Origin of the sequence: Rhizobium phaseoli, from assembly GCF_010668805.1 — a bacterium.
Lineage (GTDB): Bacteria > Pseudomonadota > Alphaproteobacteria > Rhizobiales > Rhizobiaceae > Rhizobium > Rhizobium phaseoli_A.
On sequence record NZ_WUFT01000018.1, the window covers coordinates 20,049 to 38,346 of the forward strand.

Genomic DNA, 18,298 nt, shown 5'->3' on the forward strand with positions numbered 1-18,298 from the left:
GCTGGGTGCTTGCGAATGACTGCAACATCGGAGTTCGTGTCGCCGGAAAGGTCGCACCGGCATCTTACGAGAAAAGCCGCCTGACACATGTTCAAGCGGCTTTCCGTCAACGTCAATTCAGATCAGCGAACTCAGCTGAGCCTGCCGGCGGCGTGGGCGAGCATGGTGTAGACCTTGCCGGTATCCGAGGTGAGGTAGGACTGCGTCACCGTCCGGTTCGGGTCGGTGCGTGCAACATCGGCAAGCAGCTTTTCGAAGTCACCGATGTAGCGATCGACAGCGGTGCGGAATTCCGGTTCGCGGTCATATTTGCGCTTGATCTCGTCGAAGGTCTGCTGGCCCTTCAGCGTGTAAAGGCGACGGGTGAAGACGTCGCGCTCGCCGCGCTGGTAACGGCGCCAGAGATCGACCGAGGCGTCGTGGTCGATGGCCCGGGCAATATCGACCGAGAGCGAGTTCAGCGATTCGACGACGTGGCGCGGATTGCGGCTGTCATTGCTGCGCGCGGCCGGTGCGGCGGTTTCCGCCGGCCGGGCCGGAGCGCGGGCAGACGCCTCGTCGGCGGCCTCCTCACGCGATGCGCCGCGCAGCAGATCGCTGATCCAGCCGCCGCCTTCCGGGGGAGCCGGCTCCTGGCGTCCTGTGTCCTGGCGCCCTGTGTCTTGGCGAAGGACGGCAGGCTGCGCGGTGGCGCGTTGAGGGGCGGCAGCGGCTGCCGGCGCGATCGTTCCACGCAGGCCCGTTGCTTCGATCGGTGCGGGCGCTGCCGGCTGCGGCGCCTGGGCTGCGACCGGTTGACTTATGACCGGTTGACTTATGATCGGCTGACTTGCAACCGGCCGGGTTGCGACCGGCTGGGCGGCACGCGGGGCCGGCTGCGCCTGGGCGAGCGTGCGGGCGACGGGCTCGGAGATCTCAAGCTGCTGGCTGGAGCGGCCGACAAGCTGGGAAATGTCCTGCAGCGCCTTGATCTGCTCGGCGACGGCCCGGCGCATGGCCGAGGCGCTTTCCTTGGCTTCCTCGGGAAGATCGAAGGCGCCGCGCTTCAGTTCGGCGCGGGTGGCGTCGAGCTCGTTGCGGATGTCGGCGGCGGAGCGGCGGATATCATCGGTGGCGCCGGAGAAGCGGCCGACGGCATCATCGATCGCCTCGCGCAACGCTTCCCGCATGTTCTGGGCGGCGCCGTCGGAGGCGCGGCCGGCTTCGCCGAGCATGCGCTCGACTTCCGACAGCGAGGCCGTCAGACCGCCGCGAATACGGTTGGAGAGATCGCCGGAACGACGCTCGACATTGGCGAAGGTGCCGTCGATCGTCGTATTGGCTTCGTCGCCGGCGCGGGTGATTGCCTCGCGCATCGTCTCTGCCGCTTCCTGGGCACGCTTCTCGGTTTCGGTGAGAATGCGGCCGATATCGGCGAAGGAGGATTGCACGCCCTGGCGCAGATTGCCGGTCACCTGGCTGGAGCGTTGCTCTGCCCGCTCGAACACGGTCTCGATCATGCCGCCGAGGCCGAGCATGGTCTTTTCGATCTCGGCGGAGCGTTGGACGAGGCCGACGGAGAGCGTCTGCAGCGCGCTTTCGCGCTCCTCGAGCGTCGAAGCGAGGTTGGACTGGGCGGCGCCGAGGAGCTGCGAGGCCTGAGTGAGGACCTTGGAGTGTTCGTCGAAGCGGCCGATGATGCCGCCGACCTGCGACAGCGTCTGGCCCGAGATGTCGGAGAGGCGGTCGACCTTGCCTTCGAGCAGCCTGGTCGAGGCCGAGACCATTTCGGCGGCCCTGTTGGCGGATTCGGCAAAACGCGTGGTGGTGTCGCCGAGACGGCCGTCGACGCTGGTCAGCTGCTCGGCGGCGCGGTTCATCATCATCGCCATCGCCGCGCTGCTTTCCGCCATGCGCTCGACGAGGCCGTTGACGTTGCCGACCAGGCTGTTTTCGATGGCGCTGACGGCATTGGCGACATTTTCGGTACGGGCGGCAACGGCGCTGGCGAGCGCTTCGTTTTCGGTGCGCAGACGGTCGGCGCTGAGATTGGCTGCAGCGGTGATGCGGGCGGCGGCCTGCTCGCCGGCATCGGTATACCGGTCGATGAGCGGACGCGCGGTTTCGTCGAGGATGCGCGTCAATTCGACCGTACGGCCTGACAGCATCGAGTTGAGGTCGCGGGTGCGTTCGTCGAGTGTCGAGCGGATCGAATTGCCGCGCGCTTCGAGCGCTCGGTCGATCTCGGAGAAGGTCGTATCGATCTCGCGGGCATGCGCCTCGAGATTGGAGCGGATAGCGCTGCTGCGGGCTTCGAGCGCCCGGTCGACATCCGCCATGGTAGCGGAAATCTCGCTTCCGGCCCCCGAGAGCGTCGAGCGGATAGCGTCGCCGCGCGTTTCCAGAGACTGGCCGGCATCCGACAGCGCCTTGGAGATGGCATTGACCTGCGTGCCGACGATGGTCTCGGCCTCGGCGACCTTGTTGACGATGGCGTTGCCGGCTTCCGAAAAGGTCTGGGCGACCGCAGCGGCCTGGCTTGCCAGCCGGCTCTGGGCTTCGGCGACGCGGGTGACGATCTGCGACGAGCGTTCATCCATGGTCCGGGTGAATTCATCGCTTTTTGCGTTGAGATCCACAGCGAATTGCTGGCCGGTCTTGCCGAGCAGTTCGGTGGTCCTCGTTGCTTCGCCTTCCATTCCCTGAGCGGCTTCGGCAACCGCGCTGCGCAGCGTCGAGGCGAGGCCGACGGCCTTGCCTTCGATGGTGCGGTTGACGGCCTCAAGGCCGACAGTCAAGGCGCGATCCATGGTGGAGAGGCGTTCCTCGATGCGTTCATTGCCGCGGTCAAGGGTTTCGCCAAGGGTCACGGTGCGGCCGTCGATAGCGCCAGTCAAGGTCGTGGCGCGGCTGTCGAGCGTCTCGGCCAGGTTGGCGGTGCGGCTGTCGATCGCCTGGGTGAGGTTTGCGGCGCTGCCTTGGAGCGTTGCCGAGATGCGCTGCGCGGCGTCGTCGCTGAGCGTGCCGATACGGGATATGCCGTCGGACAGCACGCCGGACAGGTGGCCGCTGGCGGCTTCAACCTTTTCGGCGACGCCGCCAACACCGTCGCGGATACGGGTTTCGATGGCCGCAAGACCGGCTTCCACACGCGATCCGGTTTCTTCGACCCGGCCCGTCAGGCTTTCGACCGATTGGTCGAGATGAGCGGAGAAGTTCTGGGTGGAGCTGGAAATCGCAGTCGCCGCCTCCTGAAAGCGGCTGGCGATCTGGCCGGCGCCGGCATGCATGCGATCTTCCAATGTCTGGGCGCTGGCATCGATGGCCTGACGGATCGAGGCTTCGCGGTCCTCCAGCGACATTTCGAGCATGCTGACGCTCGTTGCCACCGAGGTGCCGATGCTGGTCGCGTGTTCGGTCAGCGTATCGTTGATCAGCGCATGGGCCTGGTTCAGCGACAGGTCGATGGCGTTGGCACGATCCTCAAGCGTGGTGCGGATGCGCTCATGGGCAGAGGTGAGCCCGCCTTCGATGCGTGCCGCGGCCTCGTCGGCAAGGCCGCCGAGCCGAACATGGGCATCGGTCAGGCGACCTTCGATGCGGCCGGTCAAGCCGCCGACGAGATCCTCGAAGCGGGCGCCGCCGGCATCGAGAACGCCGGAAAGGGCGGCGCTATGCTCTGAAAGCGCATTTTCGAGCCGCTGCTGATTGTCGGTGTAAGCGGCGCGGATGGCATCGGTCTTGTCGGTGAAGGCGCCGGCGACGCGTGACTCGGCGCCGGAGACAGCCTCCATGATGGCATTGCTGCGCGCTTCAAGCACACTGTCGAAGCGGCTCTGGTTGTCGTCGAGCGAAATGGCGAGCGCCATGGTCTTTTCGTCGAGCGTATCGGTGAGCCGGTCGTGCGTTGCCGTTACGGCACCGATGATTGCCGCGGTGCGGTGCCCCAGGGCTTCCTCAAGGCGGGCCTGGCCTTCGTTCAGCGAGGTGGCAAGGGCGGCGGCCTTCTGGTCGAGCACACCGTTCACGCCTTCATGCGTGCCGGAGACGGCATTGATGATCGCATCGGCGCCCGATGTCAGCGTCTCTTCGAGACGGCTCTGGCTCTCGTTCAGCGAAATGGCAAGCGCCATTGCCCGGTCGTCGAGTGTCTCGGACAGGCGGTCGTGGGTGGCGGAGACCGCAGTGAGGAAGGATTCCGAGCGGCTCTCCAGCGTATCCTGCAGGCGGCTCTGACCCTCGTTCAGAGAGGCGGCGATTGCCGCCGACTTTTGGTCGAGGGTTTCGGAAAGACGGTCATGCGTGCCCGACACGGCCTTGAGGAAGGCTTCGGAGCGCGCTTCAAGCGTGTCTTCGATCCGCGACTGGCTCTCATTGAGCGAGATGGCGAGCGTCATCGCCTTCTCGTCCAGGGTTTCGGACAGACGATCATGCGTGCCGGAGACAGCATTCAACAGGGCTGCGGAGCGGGTTTCGAGCGTCTCCGCGATACGGGCCTGGCCTTCGCTCAGCGCGGTGGCAAAAGCTGCCGCTTTGCCGTCCAGCGTTTCGGAGAGGCGCTCGTGAGTGCCCGAGACGGCGTTCAGCAGCGCCTCGGCACGCGTTCCAAGCGCACCCTCGATGCGGGCGCTGCGCTCGTCGAGCGAGGTGGTCAGGGCGGCTGCCTTGCTGTCCAGTGTTTCGGACAGGCGGTCATGCGTGCCGGAGACGGCGTTCAACAGGGCTGCGGAGCGGGTCTCGAGCGTATCCTCGAGGCGGGACTGGTTTTCGTTGAGCGAAATGGCGAGCGCCATCGCCTTTTCATCGAGCGTCTCGGAGAGGCGGTCATGCGTGCCGGATACGGCGCTCAGCAGCGCTTCGGAGCGGGTTTCGAGCGTATCCTCGATCCGGGCCTGGCTTTCGTTCAGAGAGATGGCGAGCGCCATCGCCTTTTCGTCGAGCGTCTCGGCAAGACGCTCATGAGTGCCGGAGACGGCGTTGATGATGGCGTCGGAACGGGTCGTCAGCGCTTCCTCGAAGCGGCCGTGATGGGTGGTGAGCGCCTCGACCAGCGCGCCGCCGCGTTCTGCCATGACGCTGTCGATGCGGCCGTGGGCCGTGCCGAGCGCCTCGCTGATTTCTGCTGCACGGGCTGCAAGCGCGCCGCTCAGTTCCTCGGCGCGACCGCCGAAGGCAGCGGTCACCTGCTCGGTGCCGGCGGCAACGGCCGTGGTCAGATCGGTGGTGGTGGTGCGCAGCGTGTCGCGGAATTCGGCCGTGCGTGTCTGCAGATTGTTCTGCAGCTCGGAGGTGCCGGATGCAAGCGTCAGCGCGATTTCCGAGGTGGCGCTCTGCAGCGCCGAGGTCAGCTCGCCGGTCCGGCTGGAGAGCGCGGCGGTGATTTCGTCCGCCCGGGTGCCGAGCGTGCTTTCCAGCACTTCGTGACTGGTGGCGAGCGTGGTGGCGAGCGCCAGCGACTGATCGGTCATCGACAAACCGAGCCGGTCGATTCCGGAACTCAGGATGCCGTCGATCGAGTCCGAGCCGCCGGTCAGCGTCTCGTTGATGCGGGCGAGGCTCTCCATCAGCTTGGTGTCGAGCGAGCCGGTCCGTTTGTCGAAGGCGCTGGTGAATTCGGCGACGCGTTCGTCGAAGGCGGTCGACAGCTGGGCGACGGTCGTCTGCAGCCGTTCTTCGAAGAAGCCGGAGCGCACGTCGAGATCCATGACGGCGTCGTCAGCGGTGGTCTGCAGGCTCTGGCGGAAGCTCGCGCCCTTTTCGTCGAGCGCGCTGTTCAGCTTCGACAGCACGTCGTCGAGCGTACCGCCGATGGTGCGTTCGCCTGATTTCAGGCTCTCATTGATCTCGCGGGTGCGGGCGATCAGGATCTCGCTGAGCTGATGCGTGCGTTCGTTCAGCGCCGCATTCAGCTTCTCGGTGCTGCTGTCCATGGTCGAGGCGCGCGTCTCGAATTGGCTGAGCAACCTTTCGCCATGGTCGTTGAGATTGACGGAGAGCGCTTCGAGGCGGCTGTCGAATTCGGTGGCGAGCGCGAAACCCGATGCGTTCAGTGTCTGCAACAGGCTGTCTGTCTTGGCGGCGAGCAGGCTGCCCATAGACTGCAGGGCGTTGTCCGATCGTTCCAAAATCGTCGCGGCGCGTGTGTCGATCAGCGAGGCGAAGGCTTCGCCCGATGTGGAGAGCCGCACCGCGATCTCTTCGGTCGCAAGCGACAGCTCTTCCTTCAGCTGGTCGTGGACGCTGCCGATCGAGGTGCGGATGCGGTCGGCATGGTTGACGATCGCCTCGCGCTCGGAGCCCAGTTCGTGGACGAGACCACGGACGCGCAACTCGTTGTCGGCATAGGAACGTTCAAGTGCATTGACTTCGGAATGGACGAGCGTTTCCAGCTCGGACGCACGCGCGATGGTGCGCTCGATGCCTTCATTCATCGCCGAGACCTCACGGCGGACGGCCTGGCCGACGGTCATGATGCGCTCGGAGGCGATGGTTTCCGGCTCCGCCAGGCGCAATGCCACCTCCGCCATGGAACGGGCGGCGTTGCGCATGTCCTGGGCGCGGGCGATCATGATGGCGAAAGCATAGAACATCATGACGGGAATGATGATGCCGATGAGGCCGGCGATGACGCCGGGCAGGGCGACGAGATCGGCGAGCGAACGGATCTGCCAGATCTGAGGCGCATAAAGCAGCGACATCAGGCCGAGCCCGCCCATGACCCAAAGTACCGAGAAGAGGGTGGCGGTGCGCACCGCCGAGCGGCTGGAGGCGCCGTCGAAGGATTTCAGGATCGAGGCGGGCGTATTGCGGCTGGCATCGTTTGCGGGCGCGAAGGCCGGCCCCCGGGATGTCTGCTCGCCGGCCCCGGCGCGGCGGCTACGGCGCTGCGCTTCTTCCTGGGCCTGCTGGTTACGCGCGTTCACTGGATCAGACACATTAGCCTCCGGGGCCTCAGGCGCGTCGCCGCGGCGAGACGGCACGTTATCTTTGCCGAAGTCGATCTGGAGCGCCTCGTCCAATGCCTTGAACGCCTTGTCCTCAACCGACTCGTTATATTTGTTGTTCGCCATTGGTTACGCCTCGTTACTGTCGGCCGGTCTGGCAGCGCATCCCGGGCTTCCGCCTCACCCGGGGAACAACTTTGCCGTTCCAGCCTTCCATCCCAACGACGGACGGATTAAGCATGTCATTTCAGAGTAGATAGCCGCTTTTTCAAACGGAAGGTATCAAAACACTACCATTATCCACTCACTCGGCAAAGGCGCGTACCATAAACCCGCCCCACCAGTATCGTAGTGACACATCTGGGCTCTTCACACAATTAATGAAGGCTTGAGATTTGAGGCTCATTAACCTGTTGTTAACATCTTTAAATCCGTAGCACCGCTTAAAAACCAATAATTTAGCGATATTTAACGGACGTTAACCATGTGGCGAGATTTCCGCCCTGAATGTGCCGGAATTTAACGTGATGGCCACCCTCCTGACGCAGAACTGTTGGAACTGCGCACGACACGAGACGGGAGAATTGGCAATGGCAGCTCAGATGGCAGCATTGAACATCGTATTCGAGGCGCCGGATAATGCAAAGGGACCCTGTCCCTCGAAGGTCCGGCCAATCGATCTGGTTCATCTCGCCAAGCAGACGATGGGCGACAAGACGTTGGAAATCGAAGTCCTTCAGATGTTTGCGCGCCAGGCTCGCGCATGTCTGCAGGATATTGCGAGCGGCGAAACCATCCGCGTCGGCGCGGCCGCGCATCGCCTGAAGGGCGCGGCAAGTTCGGTCGGTGCGTTCCGCGTGTCGCAGACGGCTGAGGCCGTCGAGGAAAACGGCGGCGATGCCGGTGCGACGGCAGCGCTTGGTGCCGCCGTCATCGACGCCGAGAATTTCATCCTGAAGCTCTGCCGCGGCTGATTTCTTTCTCGATACCGTTCAAACGAGGCCCGTTGTTCCATTGCGGAACCACGGGTCTTTTTGCGACCTGCGGTATGACGCTTTGGAGACGGCGGGCGAAACCCCAATCTGCGAGGCTATGGTGAATTTCCCGATGTTGACTGAAGCGTCGAATTGTCGGAAGAAAATCCGCCCATCATCTGAAGACCGGAAATAGCCCTGATGCCCAAACTTACCATTGTCGCCTTCGACGGCACGCGCTTCGACCTCGACGTCGACCAAGGCTCCACCGTGATGGAGAATGCCGTGCGCAATTCGGTGCCCGGCATCGAGGCCGAGTGCGGCGGCGCCTGCGCCTGCGCGACCTGTCATGTCTATGTCGACGAGGCATGGACCGAACAGGTCGGCCAGCCCGAAGCGATGGAAGAGGATATGCTCGATTTCGCCTTCGATGTCCGCCCGACCTCGCGGCTGTCCTGTCAGATCCGCATGAAGGCTGTCTATGACGGTCTCGTGGTCCACGTGCCGGAACGCCAGGCTTAAGCGCGCTGCGCTTTAACGTCGCTCAAACAGTCGGTACCAAAAAAGACGCCTCGCGCGCTTGAGCGAGCGAGGCGAGGCGGGCGCATTACCTACGGATGAGGGAGGACCATCCGCGGCTTCGGAACGCGCCAGGAGAACCCAGCGATGAAAGTGCAGATGCCGTACCTGAACTTTCGAATGTGTTCATATTAACGCGTTCCGGTTGAGTCTGCCAGGATGAAAAATGACCACTAAATCACTGGGGAGGGGTGCAGGTTTCGCACAAGTTTCGTTGTGCAGCTAAGGTTTTTCGCTCGCAACCAGACTGAAAAAGCCTTATTTTTCGCCGGCTCGGCCGTTGATTCGATTGTTCAGCAATCTCAGCATGCGCTTCTGGAAATTGACCGCCTCGACCCGGTCGAATCGCGCCTGCAGCCGATCGTGCTCGTCTATACCGCGAGCTGATTCGCCGGAGACGAGTTCCTGCATGGCTTCGCAGCTGCGCTGCTGCGGCAGCGCGCGAATGGCGCGTTCCATGGCGCGGGCCTGATCGCGGGCGATTTCGGCATGGCGCTCCTCGTGGCGCTTGATATCGCTCGACAGGGCGTCCCAGATCATCGACAGCTCCTTGCTGGCGCCCTTGCGGCTGTTCCAGCGCGGCAGGATGATCTGAGTGTGGACCGTGACCTTGACGTTGCCAACGCGGCAGCGGCCGTTATCCTGGATATAGGTGGCTTCACCGCCAAAGCGGATCTTCGTTGCGCCGGGATGGCGCGCCGAGGAGCCGCTCGACGTCGGGCCGCGCCGGCTGAGTTCGCGGTCGAGTTCATCCGCGGTTTTGCCGCGGATGTCGAAATAGGAGTAGCTTTTCGATGCGACCACCTCTGCTGCCGCTGGGCTGCAGACGGAAAGAGCAATGGAAAAGGCGATAGGAAGGAGCATATAACGCACTGCAAGCGGCATTCTGAACGCAACCCGTGTTGAAATCGACCGGAGCTTGGGGCATAGCCACCACAAGCGCAATATCGGATGGCGCTTTTTTCGCGATCGATGGGATAAGTCTGGTGACAGGGCTCGAAGGCAGTTTATGGCGTGTGGGCCATGGCCGGCAGATCGAACTCGGCCGTCGTTCTCTCATCATGGCGATCATCAACGTGACGCCGGACTCCTTTTCCGACGGTGGACGTTTTGAAACCGTCGAGGCGGCGGTCGAACACGCGCTGCGGGCAGTGAGCGAGGGTGCCGGGATTGTCGATATCGGCGGCGAATCGACCCGGCCGAACGCAGCATCCGTCAGCCCGTCCGAGGAGCAGGCGCGCGTGCTGCCCGTCATCGAGGCGCTGCGCGGGCGCACCCAGGCACTGATTTCGATCGACACCTATCGCGCCGAGACGGCGCGGCTGGCGGTCGGTGCCGGGGCCCACATCGTCAACGACGTCTTCGGGCTGCAGAAGGAGCCCGATATCGCCGACATCGCCGCAGCGACCGGGGCCGGGCTCTGCATCATGCATACAGGCCGCGACCGGGCGAAGCTTCCCGATGTGATCGCCGACCAGGTGCATTTTCTGAAACGGTCGCTTGCGATCGCCCAGGCCGCCGGCGTCAACAGCGATCGCATCGTGCTCGATCCGGGCTTCGGCTTCGCCAAGGAGACGGCGGAGGAGAATCTCGAACTGATGGCGCGGTTTTCCGAGCTTTCGCGCTTTGGCCTGCCGCTGCTCGCCGGCACGTCACGCAAGCGCTTCCTCGGCGTGGTGACGGGGCGTGAGGCGCCGGACCGAGACGCGGCGACGGCTGCAACCAGCGCCCTGCTCAGACTTCAAGGCGCTGCGGTTTTCCGCGTGCACAATGTCGCAATCAACAGGGATGCGCTCGACATCGCCGATGCTATGCTGAATGCGCGCCAGGAATTCGAGAGGAAGCGGCCGACATGACCACCTACACGATCACGCTGCAGAACTGCGCCTTCTTTGCGCGCCACGGCGTGCATGACGAGGAGGAATTCCTCGGCCAGCGCTTCTTCGTCGATGCCGAGCTCGATGTCGTTGCCGGCGAGGCGCTGGAAAGCGATTCGATCAACGATACCGTCAATTACGGCATCGCCTTCACGGTGATCGAGCAGATCGTCACCGGCAAGCGACGCTACCTGATCGAGGCCCTTGCGCTCGATATCGCCAAGGGGCTCTGCGAGACATTCCCGCAGGTCCGGCGGGCGAAGATCACGGTGCGTAAGCCGAACGCGCCGGTGCCCGGCGTGCTCGATTTCGTGCAGGTGAGTGTTGAGCACTTTGCCTGAGGCCGCATGGCAATCCGCCACACTCGGCCTCGGCGGCAATGTCGGCGATCCCGTCAAGGCGATGGCGGCCGCACTGCAGAGGCTGGACGAACGAGATGACTGCCGGGTGACGGCGGTCTCCCGGCTCTATCGCACGCCGCCCTGGGGCAAGACCGACCAATCCTTCTTCTTCAACGCCTGCGCCGCCGTCGAGACCCGGCTGGAACCCGAGGCTTTGCTCGACGTCTGCCTGTCGATCGAACGGGAGATGAAACGCGAGCGCATCGAGCGCTGGGGTCCGCGCACGCTCGATATCGATGTGCTGACCTATGGCGACGTCATTCAGGAGGCGCCGCGGCTGGAACTGCCGCATCCGCGCATGACCGATCGCGGTTTCGTGCTGATGCCGCTCGCCGATATCGCCCCGGGCCTTTTCGTCAAGGGCAGGGCGATCAGTGATTGGCTTGAAGATGCTGAGGTGGCGGGCATCGAAGTCGCCGATATCAGCCGCGACTGGTGGCTCCAAAGCTGAGGCGGAGATCCTGAAACGGAAAACGGCGGGAAACCCGCCGCTTCAGGAAAATGCGCTGTCGCTTCAGGAAAATCCGCTGGGCGATTTATCTATTCGATAGAACCGACGGCCATCTCGTCGACCTGACGGGTCAGCGTCAGGCCGATGACCGGGATCATCTGGCTTTCGACCTTGACGGAAACGGTGACGTTCATCGTCTTGTCATCCCGCACCCGGGCGATCATCGCGCCGTTCAGCTTGGCGCGGTTGATGCCGACGACGACGGTGTCCTCGCTAACGGCGCCGGAGACTACGTCGAGCCCCTTGCCGGCGGCGCCGTCGAGGAACTTGCCCTTGTAGGTCGAGCCCGACTGCGAGATGACGGCGGTCATCGGCTGCTTGAAGACGCCGACGCGGCAGGTGCCGTCGAGCTTGATGCCGGCGCCGCTGTCGCCGGTCGGCTCACCGATCAGGTTGCAGGTGAATTTGGTGCCCTTGTACTTGCCGGCGACGATTTCGCCCGGGCCCTTCCAGGAGCCGGTGACGGAATCGAAGAACGCCTTGTCACGGGTTGCAGCGGTGGCTGTCGGAGCGACATCTGCGACGGGAGACAATGCCGCGGCGGCCAGACCGCATATAATGAGAAACTTGCGCGAATACATGGATTTTCCTTGGCAAACACCACTCACGAACTGGCTGCAAGTTTTGCCTGGGAATGGTTAATCCTTCCTTTCGATCGTGTCGAAATGCGGTGCAGGGCAGGGCTATCGCGCGGTTAAAATTTTAGCGTGCTGCCATTATAGCTTTGAATCCGCTGCAATTTCCCTCGCTTTACGCAGGGGGAGGAGAAGCCCGCGGAATCACTGCTTCGTTCAAGGAGTGTTGCCGCGCGGCGACATGGAGGGGACGAGATCGCCGATGAAATCACCGATTCCCGGACGCTTCAGGGCGTGGAAGGCGAGCGGGCGGCAGAGATCCATCGCCGCGATTCCGATGCGGGCGGTCATCAGGCCGTTGATGACACCTTCGCCGAGCCGGGCCGAGAGCTTAGAGGCCAGCCCATGGCCGAGCACCTGCTGGACGAGGCTGTCGCCGACGGCGATCGAGCCGGTGACCGCCAGATGCGCCAGCACGTCGCGCAGCAGGCGGAACATGCCGAGCGTGCCGGGGCGACCGCCGTAAAGCTCGGCCATGGCGCGGATCAGCCGCACGGCCTCATAGAGCACATAGAGCAGATCGACCACGGCGCGCGGGCTGACGGCGGTGACGATCGAGACGCGCTTCGAGGCGTTGACGATCAGGGCGCGGGCCTTGCGGTCGAGCGGAGCGAGCAATTCCCGTTCGGCAAGCGCAATCAGATGCGGAGGATCGATGACCTCGCCCTCGGTCGCCTTCAGCGTGGCGCGTCCCTTCGATGTCTCCGGATTGGCGGACAGCAGCGTGATGAGGCGGCCGACGACGGCGCGCGACTTTGCCGGCCGGGTTTCGACCATCGCGGCTTCCGCTTCGGCCTTGATCGCCTGGACGGCGGCAAGGCGCATCATTCCTAATGTCTCGCGGATGACGAGGGCAAACACGGCGAGAATGCCGACCGCGAGCACGGCAAGGGCCACATAACCCAACCAGTCGGCGCGGGTGAAGAGATCGCGGATCAGGCTGTCGGTCCAGAGGCCGAGGCCCAGCGACAACAGGATGCCGAAGGCGCCGGCGGCGATCTTGCCGAAGGAGGTCCGACGTCTCAGCGGCGTTGCCACCGGCACTGCGCTCAGATCCTTGTCGGGATTGAGAAAGGGATCGTCTTCATCGGCCGTCACGACGATGTTTTCGGAGAAGCTTTCCGGCCTGCGCCGCTGCTCTTTTTGGCGGCCGTTGTCATGGCGCTCGGTGGCCTCGTCCTCATAGCTAAAGACGGCGGGTGGGCGGCGTGGCGGCCCGGAGGGGGGCTTGCTCATGCGAGACGGTCTCCGAACAGGAACTGCATGGCGCGGTCGAGGCGGATATGCGGCACCGACAGCTTGATGCCGCCGCCGGTTTCCTCAAGCTGCGGCGGGCGGAACCTGACGACGTTGACATCGGGCAGCTGCAAGCCGGTCTCGCCCGAGGCGATGCGATCGAAAAGGCTTTCCGGATCCTCCGGCAGGTCGCCGGGAAAGATCGCGGTCTTTCTCTGGCCGTCGAAGCGCTCGCCGGCAATGGTTTCGCCTTCCATCGGCGTGCCGACGATGACCGGCAGTTCATGACCGTCACGCTTGACCGACGCCTCGCGGGTGGCGCGCACCGAGGCCAGTGCCATGACGTCGATGCCGGCACCGGCCATGCCGATGCGGTCGATGGCACGATCGACCAGGCGGCGGGTCAGCGCATCGAGCCGGTCGTGGCTTTCATGGTGGAGATGATCGGCCTTGGTGGCGGCAACCAGCACGCGGTCGATGCGGCGCCCGAGCAGCGAGGAGAGCAGCGAATTGGTGCCGGGGCGGAAACAGGCGAGCACATCGGTCAGCGCGCGTTCCAGATCCTGCACGGCTTCAGGGCCGCGGTTCATCGCCTGTAGTGCATCGACCAGCACGATCTGGCGGTCGAGCCGGGCGAAATGCTCGCGGAAGAAGGGTTTGACGACGACCGATTTATAGGCCTCGTAACGCCGTTCCATCATCGTCCAGAGCGAGCCGCGGCCGGGACGCCCGTCCGGCGGCAGAGCCAGCGGTGCGAAGGTCAGCGCCGGCGACCCGTCGAGATCGCCGGGCACCAGCAGACGGCCGGGCGGCAGAGTGGAGAGCGAGCGTTCGTCGGCCTTGCAGGCCTTGAGATAATCGGCAAAGGCGGTGGCGAGGTCGCGGGCGACCATTTCGTCGGCGCCGGCCTGGATATCGGCGGCATGAGTCAGCGCCAGCCATCCGCGCGACAGTTCGGAGCGGACGCCGGTTTGCGCCAGCGCGGTCGTTTCCTCACTGAAGGTGCGGTAATTCTTGCCGAGCAGCGGCAGGTCGAGCAGCCATTCGCCGGGATAATCGACGATGTCGATCGACAGGCGGCCGGGCGAAAACAGCCGGTTCCAGCCGCTGGCGCTCTGATAATCCAGGGTGATGCGCAGTTCGGAAATGGCGCGGGTCGAATCCGGCCAGATACGATCCTTCACCAGCGCGCGGATATGGTCCTCGTACTGGAAGCGCGGCACGGCATCGTCGGGCTGCGGCTCCAGTCGCACCGCCGAGACGCGGCCGGATTGTACCGGCTCGAACAGCGGCAGGCGGCCGCCATGCAGGAGATTGTGAACCAGCGAGGAAATGAACACCGTCTTGCCGGAGCGGGAGAGGCCGGTGACGCCGAGCCGCACGGTCGGATTGACGAGGCCGCTCGCCCGATCGGCGAGATTGTCGAGGGCGATGCGGGCGTCATCGGCAAAGGATGTCAGGCGTGGCGGCAAGGCGCGATTCCGGTTGGTGACTGCCGGCAATATAGGAAGGGCACGCCGCCCGAAAAAGACGCGGCGCGAAAGCTTTCAGACGATCACAAAATCGGCGAGGCGCCAGACGGCGGCGGAAGCGTCGTAATCGACGACGGCAAGGCCCGCCGTCGGGAAGCCGCCGGGAAGGGCGCCGACCATTGCCTCCTGGCCAATCAACGCCTCCAGCGTCTGCTCCATGGTCGGATTGTGGCCGACCAGCATGACGGCCGCCTCATCCTGCGCATCGACGATCTCGAGATAGGTATCGACAGTGGCGTTGTAGAGCGCATCGACATAAAGCACGTCGAGTGCGACGCCCATTGCCCGATGCACGGCGCCGGCGGTGTCCCGGCAGCGCAGCGCCGTCGAACTGATCACAAGATCGGGACGGTAGCCCTTGTCGGCGGCCTTGTCGGCGATGATTTCCGCACCGCCAAAGCCCTTTTCATTGAGCGGCCGGTCGAAATCACGCTGCCCAGGGTCGGCCCAGGCGGCCTCGGCATGACGCAGGAGATAGATGCGGTTGGGCGGAGGCAGCGGTACGGTCATGGGCAAATCCAGGATCGGGTGGTTCTTTTCAGTAGCGGTTGCAATCGGCCGCCGTCAATCGCCAGCCATGCCGCAACGGCGCAAAACGTGGCTGACAACACGGCGTTTTGAAGGCGAAGAAAAAAACGCAAGCCGGAATAACCATGACAAAATAGATCGTTAGCCTAAAATTGTAACAGATTTAAAAATCTGTTTACCTGTCGTATTTGGCTTGAATCGCGACTAGCGCTTGGGATATACACCCGGCCAGATGAGATGTTCTTCAGGAGAATCGCGTTGAGTGAGAAGATCGATCTTAGCAATTACGTTCCCTCGGAAGAGGAAGAGTTCATGAACGTAAACCAGCGTGCCTACTTCAGGACCAAGCTGGTTGCATGGAGAAACGATATCCTTAGAGAAGCGCGCGAGACCCTCGACCATCTGGCCGAGGAAAGCGCAAACCATCCCGACCTCGCCGACCGGGCGTCGTCGGAAACTGACCGGGCGATCGAACTTCGCGCCCGTGACCGGCAGAGAAAGCTGATTTCCAAGATCGACGCGGCACTGCAGCGCATCGAGGACGGTACTTACGGCTTTTGCGAGGAAACCGGCGAACCGATCGGCCTCAAGCGTCTAGACGCCCGCCCGATCGCGACGCTGTCGATCGAGGCGCAGGAGCGCCACGAACGCCGCGAAAAGGTCTATCGCGACGAATAGTGGTCTTCATGCAGACATGAAAACAGCAAGCGCCGCGATCCGATCGCGGCGCTTTTTTCGTTGATCACTGTTCTACGGCGTAATTGCCTGCCGCCAGCGGTTTCCACGATTGGTCCCGCTCGGTCTCCATGGAGAGGTCAATCACCACAAGGACGCCATTTCTGATCCGTCGCCGCATGATGCCCGCCCGCTCAGGATCCGTCTGGACCATGCCTTTGTCGTGAAGAGCCTGCAGCCGAGAACGTGAAAGCCTCAGCTCCGAGGCCAGCAGACGGTCGAGGCGGGTGCTTGTTGGAAACGGCACCATCAGTTCGATTGCCAAGCTCGTCCAATTGGCGGTTTCCTGCCGCATTTCCTTCGCGATTCCAAATTCGGCAAACTCATCCACACGCAGCGATTTGTGTCGCAGAGCATCGAGGTTGAAGCTTTCCGCGCGGATCCAGTCCGGATCGTTGGATTGCAGCGCGTTAAGAACGGCAGGATCGATGTCGCGGACATTCCGGCGCTCGAGGATCGGCCGGTTCCATGTCCTTTCGCAGGTCAGGCATTTGTAGATCAGCCAGGCGTCCAGCTTGCGACCGTTGGCATTGAGCCGGATCTTGCCGCTGGACTGGAAGGCTCTCAGGCCTCCGCATCCGCCGCATGCAATCCAAGGCTCGGGCGCTGTCTTTGGAATAATGGTCCATCGGACCCGAAGCGTCTTGCACATATCGTCTTGGTCTTCCGTTCGGAAGTCCATCGAGATGGTGCATGAGAGGACCCTTGCGGGCGCGGTGTGGCGATGTTGTGGGCGGCTGAAGAGCTGAGACAGCGGAGCTGCACATGGCACATTGTAACAATGCCAAACCGGTCTCTCGCCACCACCCGATGAACATGTTCGCATGCCGCCAGCGTGTCGCTATGCGGCAGTACGGGTGAAACTGGAGTGAGACCGGAATTTACTTAGGCAAAATGTAACCTCGAATGCGCCGACGCTCTTCACCCCGATCGATACCAAATGATCGGCATGATGGGGAGGCCGGAGGCATTCGGAAGCGGAAAAAGCCGCGGCATGCGGCTTTTGTGCAACTTGATGATGAAAGCGAAGGCGCGGCAACCCGGTTTCACGCGGACGCCGTTTGCCTCATTTGTCGCGGTTGACGCTCATCTCGCCGAAGATGCGGGCGACTTCCTTCTGCAGCTCGGTATCAGCGCCGGTGATCGGCGCAAGATCGGGATCGCGGCGCGGCAGGTTGCCCGGCTGCGGCTGCGGCTGCGGTATGGCTTGGCGGGGGGCCTGGTTTCCCGGCACCGGGACGATGCGTTCGGCCGTCAGATTGTTCGACATCTCCTCATCCAGCACCCGCTGGAAATCACCGCGGATTGCCGCTGCCGACTGCGCAGCCGCATCGGCCTCTGCCGTACCAGGTGCGGCGCGGGCGGCGGCCGGCATGACGTGGACAGGCGGGGCGGAGATCTCGGGTTCGATGCGCTGCTGCGGCAGCACGCGCTGGCGGGCGGCATCGAGGATCTCGGCCGCACTTGCGGTATCGTGGAACGATACAGGCTGCGCGACCAGAGGAGCGACGGGACGCTCCAGCGGGCGCGGCTGCGGCGGGGCGGCAGGCACAGGAGTGTCGCGTTCGGCTGACAGCGGCGCCGTCACGGGGGTTGCCGGAAGAGGGCTCATCGCCACTGGCGGGGCGACGGCCGGCGGGGCAGGCGGTTCGGGGCGCGGGGGCGGCACCGGCGAAACCGGTGCGGAGAAGGAAGGCTCGGCCGTCGGCTCGATGCGGGCTGCAACAGGAGAGGCGACTGGGGCTGCAACTGGGACGCGGGGCGGAGAAACCGCCGGCGTTTCCGGGCGCGCTGGGGGTATTGGCCGCTGTTCTATGGGTTGCGGGCGGTCGCCGCTTTCCGGCTGTTGCGCCGCTCCCGGCAGGATACGGCTTTCGATGACGATATCGCTCGGGCCGCCGATCATGATCAGATGCTCGACGTCATCGCGGCGCACCAGCACCAGCCGGCGACGGGTATCGACAGCCGCTGCATCCAGCACCTGCAGGCGAGGCTGGCGGTTGCGGCCGCCGCGCAAGAAGGGCGAGGGCGCCCGTCTGCGAATCACCCAGAGCACGAGGATGAGCAAGAGAAGCGCCAGACCGACGCCACCGGCCGCAAGCAGGAAACGGCTGCCATAAGCTCCGACAACATCACCCAACATAATCACTCACTCCATTTCACATTTCGGCACATATTGACGACTTTTCCGTTCCTTAGGCAAGGGCCGCCGGTGCTGTCCAGTCACGGGAGAACGCGATTTCGTGTTTGGCTGCTTGGCGCCCGGCGACCATGGGCTCGGGTGGCCGGGTTGCGCTTCAGGGGCAGATGGCGCTGTTGCCTGTGAATTCAAGCAGTCTTGCCGGCCAGCGGTGTTTTTGCCGACGC

14 protein-coding genes are annotated in these 18,298 nt (G+C 63.7%); 6 read left to right on the forward strand and 8 right to left on the reverse strand.

All coding sequences use genetic code 11. The features are described from left to right. Positions 1-131: 131 nt before the first annotated feature. A complete protein-coding gene (locus GR197_RS24350; RefSeq protein WP_164014183.1) occupies positions 132-7,049 on the reverse strand; it encodes a hypothetical protein in 6,918 nt (2,305 codons plus the stop codon). Positions 7,050-7,513: 464 nt separating this feature from the next. On the opposite strand from GR197_RS24350, the gene GR197_RS24355 reads away from it, so the two are divergent. Next, positions 7,514-7,897, forward strand: a complete 384-nt coding sequence (locus GR197_RS24355; RefSeq protein ID WP_007629359.1) for an Hpt domain-containing protein — start codon at positions 7,514-7,516, stop codon at positions 7,895-7,897. 201 nt (positions 7,898-8,098) lie between these two features. Next, on the forward strand, positions 8,099-8,419 hold the full coding sequence (locus tag GR197_RS24360) for a 2Fe-2S iron-sulfur cluster-binding protein (RefSeq protein ID WP_003569017.1): 321 nt from the start codon (positions 8,099-8,101) through the stop codon (positions 8,417-8,419). A 315-nt stretch (positions 8,420-8,734) separates the two neighbouring features. On the opposite strand, the gene GR197_RS24365 is transcribed toward GR197_RS24360, so the two are convergent. Further along, the gene (locus GR197_RS24365) at positions 8,735-9,361 is read right to left on the reverse strand and encodes a DUF922 domain-containing Zn-dependent protease (protein WP_164014184.1); all 627 of its coding nucleotides are present in this window, start codon (positions 9,359-9,361) and stop codon (positions 8,735-8,737) included. Between the two features lie 101 nt (positions 9,362-9,462). Here GR197_RS24365 and folP point away from each other — a divergent pair, with 101 nt between their 5' ends. Genes folP through folK form a run of 3 tightly spaced genes read left to right on the forward strand, consistent with a single transcriptional unit; the run spans position 9,463 to position 11,205 of the window. Next, on the forward strand, positions 9,463-10,332 hold the full coding sequence (gene folP, locus GR197_RS24370; RefSeq protein ID WP_164014187.1) for a dihydropteroate synthase: 870 nt from the start codon (positions 9,463-9,465) through the stop codon (positions 10,330-10,332). After that, positions 10,329-10,694, forward strand: coding sequence for a dihydroneopterin aldolase (gene folB / locus GR197_RS24375; protein ID WP_003579602.1), 366 nt, complete (start codon positions 10,329-10,331; stop codon positions 10,692-10,694). The genes folP and folB overlap by 4 nt, the downstream gene beginning before the upstream one ends. Continuing rightward, positions 10,687-11,205 carry a 2-amino-4-hydroxy-6-hydroxymethyldihydropteridine diphosphokinase gene (gene folK / locus GR197_RS24380; protein ID WP_164014367.1) on the forward strand — a complete coding sequence of 173 codons (519 nt, stop codon included), beginning with the start codon at positions 10,687-10,689 and terminating at the stop codon, positions 11,203-11,205. Before folB ends, folK begins: the two co-directional genes overlap by 8 nt. Before the next feature lie 89 nt (positions 11,206-11,294). Here folK and GR197_RS24385 read toward each other — a convergent pair whose 3' ends face one another. The 4 genes from GR197_RS24385 to GR197_RS24400 form a co-directional block, all read right to left on the reverse strand. Then, positions 11,295-11,846, reverse strand: a complete 552-nt coding sequence (locus tag GR197_RS24385) for a hypothetical protein (protein WP_164014189.1) — start codon at positions 11,844-11,846, stop codon at positions 11,295-11,297. Positions 11,847-12,056: 210 nt separating this feature from the next. After that, the gene (locus tag GR197_RS24390) at positions 12,057-13,136 is read right to left on the reverse strand and encodes a YcjF family protein (RefSeq protein WP_164014191.1); all 1,080 of its coding nucleotides are present in this window, start codon (positions 13,134-13,136) and stop codon (positions 12,057-12,059) included. Continuing rightward, positions 13,133-14,608, reverse strand: coding sequence for a YcjX family protein (locus GR197_RS24395; protein WP_164014192.1), 1,476 nt, complete (start codon positions 14,606-14,608; stop codon positions 13,133-13,135). The genes GR197_RS24390 and GR197_RS24395 overlap by 4 nt, the downstream gene beginning before the upstream one ends. A gap of 75 nt (positions 14,609-14,683) precedes the next feature. Continuing rightward, on the reverse strand, positions 14,684-15,178 hold the full coding sequence (locus GR197_RS24400) for a SixA phosphatase family protein (RefSeq protein ID WP_164014194.1): 495 nt from the start codon (positions 15,176-15,178) through the stop codon (positions 14,684-14,686). A gap of 276 nt (positions 15,179-15,454) precedes the next feature. Between GR197_RS24400 and dksA the strand changes: the two genes are divergently transcribed. Then, positions 15,455-15,874, forward strand: a complete 420-nt coding sequence (dksA, locus tag GR197_RS24405; RefSeq protein WP_164014196.1) for an RNA polymerase-binding protein DksA — start codon at positions 15,455-15,457, stop codon at positions 15,872-15,874. Positions 15,875-15,938: 64 nt separating this feature from the next. Here dksA and GR197_RS24410 read toward each other — a convergent pair whose 3' ends face one another. Together GR197_RS24410 and GR197_RS24415 are read right to left on the reverse strand one after the other, a co-directional pair. Then, positions 15,939-16,583, reverse strand: coding sequence for a DUF1062 domain-containing protein (locus tag GR197_RS24410; protein WP_164014198.1), 645 nt, complete (start codon positions 16,581-16,583; stop codon positions 15,939-15,941). Positions 16,584-16,997: 414 nt separating this feature from the next. After that, positions 16,998-18,074 (reverse strand): flagellar biosynthetic protein FliO, encoded by a 1,077-nt coding sequence (locus GR197_RS24415; RefSeq protein ID WP_164014200.1) that lies wholly within the window; start codon positions 18,072-18,074, stop codon positions 16,998-17,000. Positions 18,075-18,298: the final 224 nt, after the last annotated feature.

Coding starts and splice junctions, on each gene's coding strand:
- GR197_RS24415 (WP_164014200.1), bottom strand. CDS start 18,074: ATGTTGGGTGATGTTGTCGGAGCTTATGGCAGCCGTTTCCTGCTTGCG.
- GR197_RS24350 (WP_164014183.1), bottom strand. CDS start 7,049: ATGGCGAACAACAAATATAACGAGTCGGTTGAGGACAAGGCGTTCAAG.
- GR197_RS24360 (WP_003569017.1), top strand. CDS start 8,099: ATGCCCAAACTTACCATTGTCGCCTTCGACGGCACGCGCTTCGACCTC.
- GR197_RS24365 (WP_164014184.1), bottom strand. CDS start 9,361: ATGCCGCTTGCAGTGCGTTATATGCTCCTTCCTATCGCCTTTTCCATT.
- folB (WP_003579602.1), top strand. CDS start 10,329: ATGACCACCTACACGATCACGCTGCAGAACTGCGCCTTCTTTGCGCGC.
- GR197_RS24390 (WP_164014191.1), bottom strand. CDS start 13,136: ATGAGCAAGCCCCCCTCCGGGCCGCCACGCCGCCCACCCGCCGTCTTT.
- GR197_RS24400 (WP_164014194.1), bottom strand. CDS start 15,178: ATGACCGTACCGCTGCCTCCGCCCAACCGCATCTATCTCCTGCGTCAT.
- GR197_RS24355 (WP_007629359.1), top strand. CDS start 7,514: ATGGCAGCTCAGATGGCAGCATTGAACATCGTATTCGAGGCGCCGGAT.
- GR197_RS24385 (WP_164014189.1), bottom strand. CDS start 11,846: ATGTATTCGCGCAAGTTTCTCATTATATGCGGTCTGGCCGCCGCGGCA.
- GR197_RS24410 (WP_164014198.1), bottom strand. CDS start 16,583: ATGTGCAAGACGCTTCGGGTCCGATGGACCATTATTCCAAAGACAGCG.